This window comes from Stenotrophomonas sp. YJH_SMC_65 (assembly GCF_059369475.1).
Map to the genome: position 1 here is coordinate 109,124 of NZ_JCAFSR010000011.1, position 12,348 is coordinate 121,471.

The following is a 12,348-nucleotide window of genomic DNA, read 5'->3' on the forward strand; positions in this document are numbered from 1 at the left end:
GGAGCATGTGCAGCCCGATGTCAGGAATCCGTCAGATGCGGGGGGCGGGGCCAGCGCAGGGTGAACCGGCACCCCTGCCCGGAGGATTGCACGGTCATCGTCCAGCCCAGGTGCTCGACGATGCGCTGCACGATCGACAACCCCAGCCCCTCGCCGCTGTGCGCGCCACCGGGCACGAAGCGCTGGAACTGCCGTGGGTCGATGCTGGACGGCAGGCCGGGTCCGGTGTCAGCGACGATGAGTGCGGTGTCGTGGAGGGTGATCCGCACTTCGCCGCTTTCGGTGTACTGACAGGCATTGCGCAGCAGATTCCAGATGATGCTGTGCGCCAGATCCGCGTTGGTAACCAGCACGGCGTCATGCCGGGCATCAAACGCAACGGTCACCGGCTTGCCGGAAAGCCAGGGCTGGCAGCGCTCCATGCAGGATTCGAGCAGCGGACGCAGGGCCACCGCGTTGCGCGGCACGGCGCCGGGGGCACGCGAGAGCAGCAGCAGGCAGGTCAGCTGGCGCTGCATCTCCTGGGTGGTGCGCAGGATGCGTGCCGCGCTGGGAACCAGGTGGCTGTCGGCCGGAAGCTGGCAGGCCAGCGTTTCGGCAGCACCGCCGATGATGGCCAAGGGCGTGCGCAGCTCGTGGCTGGCATCGCCGCTGAAGCACTGCTCGCGATGCAGGAACCGTTCGAGCTCGTCACTATGGCGGGCAAAGGCGCGCGCGAGCACGCCGATCTCGTCGCGTGCGTCCTGGTAGGGAAAGGGCTTGTGGCCGTCCTGCACCGCATCGGCCAATCGTGTGATGGGCGCGATGACGTGGGTAGCGACCTTGCGGCCGATGAGGAAGGCGCCGAGCACGCAGACCGAAATGACCAGTGCCGCAAAGGCATTGATCAGGTGTTCCAGATAGCCATAGGGTGCGGCGTCCTGCAGCAGGTAGTAGCGTTGGCCACCACTGTCGAACACACGCAGGTGCCACTCGTTGGGCGCCTCTTCGCCGTGGTAGCCCGGGCCGTATTGGCGCAGCACGACAGGCACGTCCTGGGCATCGAACAGCTGGGTCCCTGGTGGCAGGGCGGGGCGTTGGCCACGATCCAGCGCGGCCTGCAGCCTTTGCACTTCGCCGTGCTGGGTCCGTGCGACGACAGCAGTCCGGACCTGGTCGTAGTCGACCTGTTCGGCCAGTACGATGAAGCCCATGGCACCGGCCATCAACAGCACGAACGAGATCGTGATGCGGGTGCGCAGGCTCAGGCGGCGGTAGAGGGAGGCAGGGCTCACGCCTGCATGCGCCAGCCGACGCTGTGCACCGTGGTGATCAGCGCGGTGTCGAAGCTGCGGTCCACCTGCAGGCGCAGCTCATGGATGTGGGTTCGCAGCGCGCCGCTGTCCGGTGGCTCGTCGCCCCAGACCAGGTATTCCATCTCCTGCTTGCGCACCACGGCGGGAGCTGCACGCACCAGGCACATCAGCAGCTTGTGCGACGTGGGCGTCAGCGCAATGCAGCGGCCTTGCCGCCAGGCCTGTGGCGAGCGCGTGTCCACCTGCAGGTCCTTCCACGCCAGCACGCTCTGGACCTGGCGCCCCTGTGCCCTTCGTACGAGGGCCTTGATCCGTGCATCCAGTTCCACCAGCGAAAACGGTTTGACCAGGTAGTCATCCGCGCCCAGGGCCAGGCCCTGCACACGGTCTTCGACCGGATCGCGCGCGGTCAGCATCAGGATCGGCACCGGGTTCTGGAACTCCTGGCGCAGCTTCTGGCACAGCGTCATGCCGTCCAGGCGCGGCAGCATCAGGTCCAGCAGGATGGCGTCGTAGTCGTGCTGCGTGGCCCGGCGCAGGCCACTGGCGCCGTCGCGCGCGTCGTCCAGCACGTAGCCGAGCGGTTCAAAGAAGGCATACAGGTTGGCAACCAGCTCGGGGTTGTCTTCGATGATCAGCAGGCGGGTCATGGCATGCGTCCTTGCGCGTGGCCGAACTCTGCCCGATCGATGGCCGAATGCCAATGCCCTTGCTGAATGGATCGCGGCCTGGGTTCGGCCCGGTCAAGCGACGTTCAATCGCCCGGGCTGCGTGAATCGCGGATCGAGTAGATCACCGAGAAGATCTTCCAGCCCTGCTCGGTGCGGACCAGCTGCCACATTTCCTTGCCCCAGTTGGTCTTCACCCCATCGTCGTGGAAGCTGTAGTCAAACGAGACCGAGGCCACATCGCCGTCCGTCTCGATCTTCGTGTTGGAGAACTTCTCCTCCTTCGGCTTCGGCGAGGCGACCGCCCCGTCGATCAGCGCGATGAAGTTGTTGGCGGGAATCTGCCGTGCCTTGATCGCATCGGGCTTGGCCTTGCGGATGTCCTGCAGGCGCACATCCTCGGAAACGAACTGCCAGCCGATGTCTTCCGGTTTATCAGAGAAGAACAGGCCCATGTAGGTCGGCTTGTCCTTGTTGATCAGCGAGGTGCGGAACGCTTCGACCACCTGTTCGATCGCCTTGACGTCGGCGGGGGCGTCCTTTGCGGCGTGGGCCGGCAAGCACGCCGGGAGGAAAAAGGCGAGGGCAGCGAAGCGTGCACGTGCGTTGGGCATCATGGGGTCCTGGGGAGGAATAGGGTGGCGCGGGCGCATCACCGCGCGTAGGTTCGCCAGAAGAGCACGTGGTCTTCGGTCCTGTTGATGGCGACGAAGACTGATTTTCCGGATTCGGGCGCGCAGCGAAAGACGCGATACGACGACTTGAGCGTCCCGTCGCCCGGCCACCAGTATCGATCGAACGCAACAGGATCGCTGTGACTGAATGTCGTTGCCTGGCAATCCGCAGGCAGCCGCAGTGGTATCGCAGGAGGCTTGGTGAAGGCCAGCGCGCTGGTGTTCGAGTCGAGGTCGTGCACCTCGCGCAGGTCGGTCGCCTCGTGGGGCACCCAGCCGGGAATCCATCCCTTGTTCACCATGTCGGAGTCAAGCGCCTCGCGCAGCGTGTCGAACGAACTGTCCATAACCAGGCCGCAGGCGCATAGCACCGTGCAGGCCGCCAATGGAAAGGCAGATCGCAACTTGATCCAGGTGGTGGGTGGAAACATGGTTCCTGCTACCCCGGGGAATACCGTCCGACCTATCGGGTCAGTGCGTCGAACAGGCGATTGCGGTCCGCATCGCTCATCGACCAGCTCTGCCCGAGCGGGGCCATGCGCACGGATTCGGTCTGGCCACAGGCCCGGTACTGCCAGGTTTCCGAGCCATCGGGCTGGGCGGCCACGTCGATGCCGTCCAGGCGCGCGCACTGCAGCCGAGCCAGCACCATCGGTGCAAAGTGCAGCATGTAGTGCTGCACCCGGTCGGCCGGCATTGCCGTGCCGGAAGGCAGCGGGTGGGCCGGGCCGTACTCGGCGAGCAGGCCAACGCAGGTCGCTGCGGCGGACAAGGTATTGCGACCGAAGGCGCGGGAGGCATCCCGCTCCACACTCTTTCCCAGAGTCCTGCCTTCCTTGCTGCTGGCATAGGCCTCGGCGGCCTGCAGTTGCGCGGCGTCGAGTGTCGACAGCCAGTGCTTGCGGCCCTCCTGCAACTGCAGTTCCAGGCCGGGCAGGCTCTTCTGGCAGCGCGCGGTGATCGCCTGTGTCTGCACGAAATCCTGCCCACGATCGCCCGGCATTGCGGTCGCTGTTGCGGCCGCTGTTGCCGCCGCTGGGGCAACAGCCAGGGCCATGCAGGCGATCACCAGATTCCGTCCCATTCCATTGCGCATCCTGCACCCCATGGAGAGTTTGACGGCGCACGCTAGCACGGATGCCGGGCGCTGCAACAGGCCCGCGTGTCGAGGTTTGACGTTGAAGAAGGTCTGCGCGGATGATGCGCGGGCGCGCGGCGCAGGAGGGGATCTGTCAATGAGGACACTGATGTGGGGGCTGGTCGGGCTGTTCGTGGCGTACGTGGCCGGTTGCTCGGCGATCTCGGCGTGGCATTCCCACGCGCTTGCCTCGGTCTCGGTCGGGGCGAGCAGGGCCGAGGTACTGCGGGCGCTGGGGCACCCTGACGTGGTGGAGCACGCCGGTGCTCCCTTTACCCGCTATGCCAGCCGTGGATGCAGTGGTCGCTGTGCGCAGCGATGGTGGTATGAGAACCGGCTGCGCCTGGATACCCAAGCCTGGTCGGTAGAGCTGGATGCTTCCGATCGCGTACTCGCAACGTCGCGCTGGACATCACCGTAGAAGACCGCGACGAGCGCATGCGTATCCATCGACCTTTCATCTTCATCGCAAGCCTGGCCCTGATGGCGTGGTGCGGGCTGATGGGCGTACTGGTGCTCATCCATGGCTTCAACGAGCACGGCCTGCGCTGCGGCAGGCTGTGCTCACTGGAGACCTCCATCCGCCTGCTCTTTGGTGATCGGGGATTCGAAATACTGGTGGCGATGGGGCTATTTGCCACAGCGCTGATGTGCGGGTATATCGCGCTGCGGGAGGGCCTGCATGGCGGGCCGCGGAGGCGGGCGGGGCGCCGTGGGCGCAGACACCGCCGACCGGGGCGGCCCCGGTCGTAAGGTGTCTGCACCGATGTAAATCGCTGCGTGTGCGGACGCTGCAGGTCGCTTCAGCGATGCAGGGCGTCGATGATCAGCCCGGTGGCGATCTCCACCAGCAGGTACTCGTTATCGGACTGGCGCACCCAACGCCGGTCGCGGCCCGGTTCGCGCAGGTCATAGCGCGCGTAATCGTCTACCCAGTAGCGGCGGTCCACTTCGGCCCACGGCAGGCGCTCGCCACGTCGCCAGGCCTTCTTCTGCCAGCCCGGCGGCGCATCGCGGTTATGCGGGCCGCCCGCATGCGGCGGCGGGCCGTTGCCGCGGGCGTGGTGCGGCGGATCGGCGAAGGCGGGGGCCGCAGCCAACGCGGTGGTGGTGGTCAAGGCGATGGCAAGCAAGCGTGTGGTCTTCATGGAGATGCCTCCGTCATGGCCGCAGCATGCGGCGCTGTGGCGGGAATATAGGGCAGTCAGTGTGAATGAATACGGGTGTAGGCGGTACATTCCTGAACAGACGGCGCGGCGTGCAGTCGCTGCCCTGAACGGGTCACCGGGCACCGCCCGCGGCCGAATCCGTTGCGGCCCAGCCTCCGCCCAACGACAGGAAAAGATCCAGCTGGCGGTCGACCCGGTCCGCGCGCGATGCAGCCAATGCGGACTCCGCATCTGCCAGCGCGGCCTGGGCCGAAAGCACATCGAGGAAATCGATCCTGCCGAAACGGTAGAGCTGCTGCGCCTGCCCGGCGGCCCGCGCTGCATCCCCACGCGCCTGCGCCAGGCTGCGCTCGCGTTCAAGCTCCTGCGTGCAGGCAGAAAGCGCGGTCTCGGTCTGCCGCAGAGCCTGCAGCACGACGCCGTCAAAGGACGCGAGAGCGGCATCTGCATTGGCGCCGGCCGCCGCGATGCGGGCCTTGGCTACGCGGCGGTTGGGCCAGTGCCATGAGAGCAGTGGCCCGACGCTCACCCCTAAACCGTCGGCGGAAAGCAGCTGAACTCGCGTGCCTGCCGTACCCAGGGACCCGCCCAAGGTGACCCGCGGATAAAGGTCTGCGGTCTCTACGCCGATCATCGCCGTGGCCGCCGCAAGGCTGCGCTCGGCGGCACGTATGTCGGGGCGCCGCTGGAGCAGCTGCCAGCCATCACCGACCGGCAGCGCCTGCTCCAGCTCAGGGGGCTGGGGGCAGGCTTCGGCCTCCCTGGGATAGTCTGCCGGAACCCTGCCCATCAGTGCGGCCAGCTCGAATAGTGCGGCCTGCCGTTCCGCCAGCAGGTGCGGTATCGCCGCCGCGCTGCGGTTGACCGCGGCACCGGCACGGCTGACATCGAAGTCCGTTCCGCGCCCGCCTGCAGCCAGGCGACGGGTTGCCTCCAGCGTGTCGCGCTGTATCGCCAGCACCTGCCGGGTTGCAGCGAGCGTGTGATTGCGGGTGCACACCTGGAGATAGGCACGGGTGACGGCCGCAGCGACGACCACGCGGACCTGGTCGCGCACCGCAGCAACCGCCTCCGCGTCGGCGTTGGCGGCTTCGATGCCGCGGCGGATGCCACCTGCAAGATCCAGTGGATAGGAGAGGTGAAGGCCCAGCGCGTACGACTGCGGGGCGGCCGACGCCTGGGTGTAGCCACCGGCATGGGTGAGCGTGCCCGATGCATCCACGTCGGCCTGCACGGCACCGCGCGCGCGATACTCCAGCACGGTAGCGCTGGCGCGCCGAAGGTTGGCATCGGCGGCGCGCAGGTCGGTATTGGCCGCCAGTGCTTCGCGTACGTAGGCGTCAAGCTGAGGGTCGCCATACAGGTGCCACCATCGATCCGGTGGCGCGTCGTGGCTGAACGATGCGTCCTGGCCTGAGACGAACGCCCGCGCAGCCTGTTGTGAAGCTGCGACGGCGTTCGCAGGCAGGTGATAGTCGGGGCCGGATACGCAGGCCGTCAGGGGCAGCAACAGGGCAAGCAGCCCACCACGTACTGTCCGCACGCTCACTTGCAGGCTCCCGGTGCCGAGGGCGTGATGGTCACACTCGCAGTGCGACCCACGATCAGGCGCGTATCCGGCGGCGCATCATCGATACGGATGCGTACCGGGATGCGCTGTGCCAGCCTCACCCAGGTATAGGTCGGCGCCACGGCCGGCAGCAGGTTGTGCGTGCTTGAGCGCTGATCGTCGGCAATGCCGGCGGCGATGCTGTCAACGTGTCCGCGGACATCGCGGGTGTCGCCCATCAGCCGCGCCACGGCGGCATCGCCCTCGGTGATGCAGCCCAGTTTGGTTTCCTCGAAGTAGCCCTCGATACGCAGGCTGCCGGTGTCGATCAGCGCCAGCGCCTGCGCGCCCGGTTGCAGGTAATCGCCCGCATGCAGGTCCAGGTTGGTGACGATGCCGTCGGTGCTCGCGCGCACCTCGGTGCGTTGCACGTTGAGCTGGGCAACGCGCTGTTCGGCCCGTGCCTGCGCCAGGGCGGCCAGCTCGGTGTCGACCTTGGCCGCATTGCGTTCGCGTGTCTCCGAGGCGACCAGGTTGCCCAGTGCGTTGTCCCGCGTCGATTCGCGGCGGGCCAGCGCCAGCGTCGCGCGTGCGCTGCTGACCGCTGCGTCGGCCTTCTCAAGCGCGGCAGCCAGGCGTGGCTGATCCAGCACCAGCAGCAGTTGTCCGGCGCTGACCCGCTGGTTGTCGTGCACCAGCACCTGGGTGACCAGCCCCCCCATGTCCGACGCAACGCGCACCACATCGGCGCGGACCCGTCCATCCCGCGTCCACGGGCGTGTTTCGTAACGCTTCCAGATGGACAGCGCGGCGACGACAGCAATCGCGAATACAACCAGCGTAGCGCTCCAGCGCCCGATGACAGCAAGCAGGTGTTTCATTTCATTTCTCGAGCAGGGGCGAGAGCCGGATCATCAGCTCCGCCAGGATCACGAACAGGGACAGGCCCACCAGTGGTCGCGCGGCGAACAAGCGGTACAGACCGAGACTGGCGAGCAGGCGCGAGGTCAGCATCGACAGCGCCAGCGCGGCGGCGGCCACGGCGAGCAGGCCGGGGATCAGCACGCCATCAATGGAGAGATCAGAAAACATGAGGTCAGTGCCGAAGGGTGAGAGCAGGCGCCAGCAGGTCGCGGCGCAATCCGCAGAGCAGGTGCGACAGATGCTCACGATCACCCCCGCTGCTGGCCACTGCTGCCTCGCGCATGCGGTCGAGCAGTTCCAGAAGATGGGCGTCGACGCTGCGTGGCGCATGGCCGCGGATCCTGAAATGTGCGGCGACGCGTTCGATCAGCGCCGCATGAAGCACCCGGACCTGCGGGTTGTCCTGGCACTTGGCCAGTGCGCGGAGTTGGTTGGATGCACGTACCGCACGCACGTCCGCGAACAATGCCCGCACGTCGTGCGCGGCGCTGGAACGGCTCTGCAACCTGGGAGCGAGCAGTCCGATTCGATCCAGCATGCGGCTGAGCCAGGCGCGGGTCACGCCACCTTGTCCGGCGGCGTGTCGTGCGATATTCCGACGGATCGAACGCTCCAGCCGTGCGCGGTTGCGGCCCGCATCGGCGGTCTGGAACAGCTGCATGCTGCACAGTGCCACTGTCGTACCCACGAACAACGCTACGCTGTTGTTGAGTGCGCCGACGATGTTGACCGTATTGGTCGCGCCCAGTCCCGCGATGAGCGGAAACGTCAGCACCACGCCCAGGGCAGCCATGATGAAGGGAGGCCGGGCCAGGAACGATCCGCACAGCAGCAGCGCAGGCGCCAGCGCGGCAATCAGGCCGACGACATCGGACAGCGCGGGGAAGATCAGCAGACCGTAGAGCAGGCCGACGGCAACGCCGATCAATGACCCCACCAGATAGCGCATGACATGCGGCGCAGGCGCTTCGATCGTGCCGAACAGCACGCACGCCGTGCCGATGATGGACACCGCCGTCGCGCCCTCCGACCAGCCGGTAACGATCCACAACACGCAGCTCAGCAGGATGCCGACGAACGCGCCCAGCGCGCTGCGCAGGGCAAGCCGATGATCCCGGTGAAGTACCGCACCCTGCGTATGTCGCGCAAGGCGGGCAGGTACATGCCGGCGCCAATCGGGGCGGGCGGTGTGCAGTTGCGCCTGCAGCACGCGGCAGTCGGCGTGGGCCAGGTCGAGCTCGGCCTGTTGCGCGACCAGGCTGGCCCGCAGCAGATCGCGCCAGCCCCTTGCATCCATTGCGCTGGCCTGTGGTGAACGCAGCCGGGCGATGGAATCTTCCACCGCGCTGGACAGCATCAGGACGTCCAGCATCCGGTCATGCAGGGCACGCAGGATCTGCACCTGGGCCACGCCGTGGGCACTGTCGAAGGGCAGGTGGATCGACAGCACATGCAGTTCGAGCAGGTCAGCTGCCACTTTCGAGCGGTCCGTCGCCAGCACCGTGTCCGATGCACCGGCGCACATGTCGCGCGTCCATCGTTCCGCATCATCCAGCACGGCAGCAACCCGCGCGTGCACGCGCATCGAGACCCGGCGCGGCAGCACCAGCGTATGTACCAGCGTTGCGGCCAGGATGCCGATGGCGATTTCCTGCACCCGCGTGATGGCAATGGTGAACACGTCTCCCGGCACCATCACCGCAGGAAAGCCGATCAGGCTGGTGGTATAGCCGGCCAGCAGGAACGCATAGGCACGTGGCGTGCGGTCGAGCATCGCCAGATACAGGCACAGCGCCATCCAGGTCGCGAGCGCGGCGCTCAGCACCAGGGGTGCATTGGCGAAACGTGGCACCAGCACGACGGTGGCGACGGCTCCGCCCACGGTACCGAGCAGGCGGAACAGGCCGCGGCTGAGTGTCGCCCCGGACAGAGGCTGCGATACCAGATAGACCGTGCCGATCACCCAGAACGGGCGATTCAGGCCGATCCTTAGAGAGACATACAGCCCCAGCGACGCGGCGAGCAGGCATTTGAGCGAGAACAGCACCGCCTCCTGGTCGGTCCTGAGGGCAGGGCTTTTCAACCAGGCGAATGCCTGGAACACGTGGAGACGGGCAGGGGTGGGGGCGTGCATGCGGCTCATGCTAGTGATCGGCCGCACCGGCGAATTTCGCTACAATGACAATCAATCGCTAAAACCGGTCAATGTGAGAATGGCTCGCATTTCGCTCCCCGGCTTTGACCTGGACCCTGACGAGACCGATCGCCCGGCGGTTGCCAGCCGCCTGCAGGTGGCCGAGCACGACGCGGAAATTCCGGTGCATGAGCACCGCAAGGGTCAGCTCATTCTTGCGCTGCATGGCGCGGTGACCTGCGAAGTGGCCAATGCGCTGTGGATCGTGCCGCCCCAGTGTGGCGTCTGGATTCCGGGCGGCATGCCGCACAGCAACCGCGCCACCGCCAACGCGCGCCTGTGCTACCTGTTCGTCGAGCCCGGCATCGTCGACCTGCCGGCGCAGTGCGTGACGCTGGCCATCTCGCCGATGCTGCGCGAGATGATCCTGCATCTGGCCGACGCGCCGCTGGACTATCCGCATGGCAGCCACACCGACCGGCTGGCGCGGGTGTTGCTGGACGAGCTGGTACAGATGCCGGCCGAGCATCTGTCGCTGCCGGTCAGCCATCACCCGAAGGTGCGTGCGCTGGCGGCGGCGCTGTCGGCGGATCCGGCAGACCGCAGCACCATCGGCCAGTGGGCCGTGCGCCTGGCCCTCGGCGAGCGCACGTTGACCCGCCTCATCGAACGGGAAACGGGCTTGTCCTTCGGGCGCTGGCGGCAGCAGCTGCACCTGCTCATCGCCATTCGTGAACTCGCCGCCGGTGCACCCGTACAACGCGTTTCCGAGACGTTGGGCTATGAGTCGGTGACGGCCTTCATCACGATGTTCAAGAAAGCGCTTGGCCTTTCCCCGGCGCGGTACTTTGCGGTGCGCCTGCGTGGGCAGTAGCGGGGAACAACCCGGGAAGCCCCTGCCTGGAACAGCTACTTCGAGGTGCCGGAGACCGATTGAATCGCGGCCACCACCGCAGCAGGCTCCTCGCGCTGGAGGGTGTGGCCGGTTGCCAGGTAGCGGTACGAGCCGCGCGTGAATCCCGAAAAGAGCAGGGCGTGCTGTGCTTTCCAGAGTGCCTTGCCCTCTGCGGTTTCCTCGAAGAACAGCGGTTCGGCAGCCAGCTGGGTTGCAGTCAGCAGCGCTACCGGCACGTCCGGCATCGTGCGCGGGGTTTCCGCACCGGGTGCATCCAGCTGTTCGGTCAGGACGGCGTAGTCGGCGGCCATGGCCGGCGGCAGCATCGCCCGCAGCTGGGCATCATCTGCCTGCACGCGGGCACTGTCGGCCTGCTTGAACGCATGGCGCTGACCCATCGTGGCCGGGTCCACCAGCACCAGGCCCTGCAGGCGCTCCGGTTGGCGGCGTGCAAACTCCGTGGCCAGCAGGCCGCCATAGGAATGACCCACCAGCACCACGCGGCGACCGGGGGCGAGCGTATCGATCACGGCCGTGAGGTCGGCCAGATGCGCATCGCCGTCCGGCCAGGTGCAACAGATCACCGAGCCCGACGGCAGCAGCGTTTCCTATGTCTACGATGCGGCGCTGCGCTTGACCGATATCGAGGACAACGCGGGCAACACGATTCACTACACGCTGGACAATGCCGGCAATCGCCTCAAGGAAGACACGCTCGATGCAGGCGGTACCCTGCGCCGCACCCTGGCACGGACGTTCAACACGCTCGGCCAGCTGACCGCACTGAAGGACGCGAGCAATCACGCCACCGGCTTTGCCTACGATGCCAACGGCAACCCGCAGACGGTGACCGACGCACTGCAGCGCGTGACCAGCCAGCAGTACGACCCGTTGAACCGCTTGGCGCAGACCCTGCAGGACGTGGGCGGCGTGGCGGCGGAGATCCGCAGCCAGTACAACGCGCTGGATCAGGTCACCCAGGTCACCGACCCGAAGGGTCTGCACACCACTTATGCCTATAACGGTTTCGGTGATCTGACCGGGCAAGTCAGCCCGGACAGCGGTGCCAGCAGCTTCACCGTGGATGCCGCCGGCAATCGCAAGACGGCCGCCGATGCACGCGGCGTCACCGCCACCTATCACTACGATGGGCTCAACCGCCTGATCGGCATCGCCTATCCGGACCCCAATCTGGACGTGGGCTACAGCTATGACGTGGCGCCGGCCGCCTGTGCCGCCGACGAGCGCTTCGCCAAGGGACGGCTTGGGCAGGTGCTGCATGCCAATGGCAGCACCCAGTACTGCCATGACCGCTTCGGCCAGGTCACCCGCAAGGTACAGACCGTCAACGGCGTTGCCAGCACGCTGCGCTACGCCTATAGCAAGTCGGGCCGCCTGACCGCGTTGACCTACCCCGACGGCAGCGTGGCTGACTACGTGCGCGATACCCAGGGCCGCATCAGCCAGATCGGCCTGACCCGCCCCGGCCAGGCGCGCCAGATCGTGGTGAACAACGTGACCTATGCGGCCTTCGGCCCGGCGACCGGCTGGACCTACGGCAACGGCCGCCAGCTGCAGCGTCCGCTGGATCTGGATTACCGCCCGCAGGCGGTGCATGACCCGGCCGCCGGTGGCCTGTCGCTGGGCTATGGCTACGATCCCGTCGGTTCGATCACCGAGCTGAAGAACGGCACAGGCTCGACGGTGCTGGCCAAGTACGCCTATGACGCGCTGGGTCGCCTGACCCAGACCCAGGACGGCACGACCGGCACGCCGATCGAAACCTATGCCTATGACGCCACCGGCAATCGCACCGCGCTGACCACCTCGGCAGGCACGGCCAGCTACACCTATCCCGCAACCAGCCACCGGCTGACCGCCGTGGACGGCGAAGCGCGCGAC

The 12,348-nt window shown here is 66.9% G+C and carries 13 protein-coding genes and 2 pseudogenes; 4 read left to right on the forward strand and 11 right to left on the reverse strand.

The genetic code is table 11. The features are described 5' to 3' along the window. Positions 1-20: 20 nt before the first annotated feature. The 5 genes from AC5P7A_RS18475 to AC5P7A_RS18495 form a co-directional block, all read right to left on the reverse strand. Entirely contained in the window at positions 21-1,274 is a 1,254-nt protein-coding gene (locus AC5P7A_RS18475) for a HAMP domain-containing sensor histidine kinase (protein ID WP_495220447.1), read from the reverse strand. Then, positions 1,271-1,945, reverse strand: coding sequence for a response regulator transcription factor (locus tag AC5P7A_RS18480; protein WP_014647407.1), 675 nt, complete (start codon positions 1,943-1,945; stop codon positions 1,271-1,273). The genes AC5P7A_RS18475 and AC5P7A_RS18480 overlap by 4 nt, the downstream gene beginning before the upstream one ends. Before the next feature lie 104 nt (positions 1,946-2,049). Further along, complete coding sequence (locus AC5P7A_RS18485) at positions 2,050-2,580, reverse strand: Cif family virulence factor (protein ID WP_049439415.1); 531 nt, start codon at positions 2,578-2,580, stop codon at positions 2,050-2,052. A 35-nt stretch (positions 2,581-2,615) separates the two neighbouring features. Further along, the gene (locus AC5P7A_RS18490) at positions 2,616-3,068 is read right to left on the reverse strand and encodes a YbbD-related protein (protein ID WP_197621202.1); all 453 of its coding nucleotides are present in this window, start codon (positions 3,066-3,068) and stop codon (positions 2,616-2,618) included. Between the two features lie 32 nt (positions 3,069-3,100). Next, positions 3,101-3,640 carry a hypothetical protein gene (locus tag AC5P7A_RS18495; protein WP_262225039.1) on the reverse strand — a complete coding sequence of 180 codons (540 nt, stop codon included), beginning with the start codon at positions 3,638-3,640 and terminating at the stop codon, positions 3,101-3,103. Positions 3,641-3,872: 232 nt separating this feature from the next. Between AC5P7A_RS18495 and AC5P7A_RS18500 the strand changes: the two genes are divergently transcribed. Both AC5P7A_RS18500 and AC5P7A_RS18505 read left to right on the forward strand, forming a co-directional pair. Then, positions 3,873-4,196 carry a hypothetical protein gene (locus AC5P7A_RS18500; protein WP_026347011.1) on the forward strand — a complete coding sequence of 108 codons (324 nt, stop codon included), beginning with the start codon at positions 3,873-3,875 and terminating at the stop codon, positions 4,194-4,196. A 17-nt stretch (positions 4,197-4,213) separates the two neighbouring features. Continuing rightward, complete coding sequence (locus tag AC5P7A_RS18505) at positions 4,214-4,528, forward strand: hypothetical protein (RefSeq protein WP_049439423.1); 315 nt, start codon at positions 4,214-4,216, stop codon at positions 4,526-4,528. Between the two features lie 50 nt (positions 4,529-4,578). Here the strand turns inward: AC5P7A_RS18505 and AC5P7A_RS18510 are convergent, their stop codons facing one another. The 5 genes from AC5P7A_RS18510 to AC5P7A_RS18530 form a co-directional block, all read right to left on the reverse strand. Beyond that, on the reverse strand, positions 4,579-4,923 hold the full coding sequence (locus tag AC5P7A_RS18510) for an RcnB family protein (RefSeq protein WP_495220448.1): 345 nt from the start codon (positions 4,921-4,923) through the stop codon (positions 4,579-4,581). A 133-nt stretch (positions 4,924-5,056) separates the two neighbouring features. Then, the gene (locus tag AC5P7A_RS18515) at positions 5,057-6,493 is read right to left on the reverse strand and encodes an efflux transporter outer membrane subunit (protein WP_346601198.1); all 1,437 of its coding nucleotides are present in this window, start codon (positions 6,491-6,493) and stop codon (positions 5,057-5,059) included. Further along, on the reverse strand, positions 6,490-7,374 hold the full coding sequence (locus tag AC5P7A_RS18520) for an HlyD family secretion protein (RefSeq protein ID WP_046431015.1): 885 nt from the start codon (positions 7,372-7,374) through the stop codon (positions 6,490-6,492). Before AC5P7A_RS18520 ends, AC5P7A_RS18515 begins: the two co-directional genes overlap by 4 nt. Position 7,375: 1 nt before the next feature. After that, positions 7,376-7,585 carry a DUF1656 domain-containing protein gene (locus tag AC5P7A_RS18525; RefSeq protein WP_014647401.1) on the reverse strand — a complete coding sequence of 70 codons (210 nt, stop codon included), beginning with the start codon at positions 7,583-7,585 and terminating at the stop codon, positions 7,376-7,378. 4 nt (positions 7,586-7,589) lie between these two features. Then, positions 7,590-9,551 carry an FUSC family protein gene (locus tag AC5P7A_RS18530; protein ID WP_495220449.1) on the reverse strand — a complete coding sequence of 654 codons (1,962 nt, stop codon included), beginning with the start codon at positions 9,549-9,551 and terminating at the stop codon, positions 7,590-7,592. A 79-nt stretch (positions 9,552-9,630) separates the two neighbouring features. On the opposite strand from AC5P7A_RS18530, the gene AC5P7A_RS18535 reads away from it, so the two are divergent. Continuing rightward, positions 9,631-10,425: an AraC family transcriptional regulator gene (locus AC5P7A_RS18535; protein ID WP_014647399.1), complete on the forward strand. Its 795-nt coding sequence runs from the start codon at positions 9,631-9,633 to the stop codon at positions 10,423-10,425. Positions 10,426-10,460: 35 nt separating this feature from the next. On the opposite strand, the pseudogene AC5P7A_RS18540 reads toward AC5P7A_RS18535, so the two are convergent. Beyond that, a pseudogene (locus AC5P7A_RS18540) lies at positions 10,461-11,003 on the reverse strand (alpha/beta fold hydrolase); the annotation flags it as partial. Here AC5P7A_RS18540 and AC5P7A_RS18545 point away from each other — a divergent pair. Next, positions 10,933-12,348 (forward strand): annotated as a pseudogene (locus AC5P7A_RS18545) (RHS repeat-associated core domain-containing protein); the annotation flags it as partial. The pseudogenes AC5P7A_RS18540 and AC5P7A_RS18545 overlap by 71 nt on opposite strands.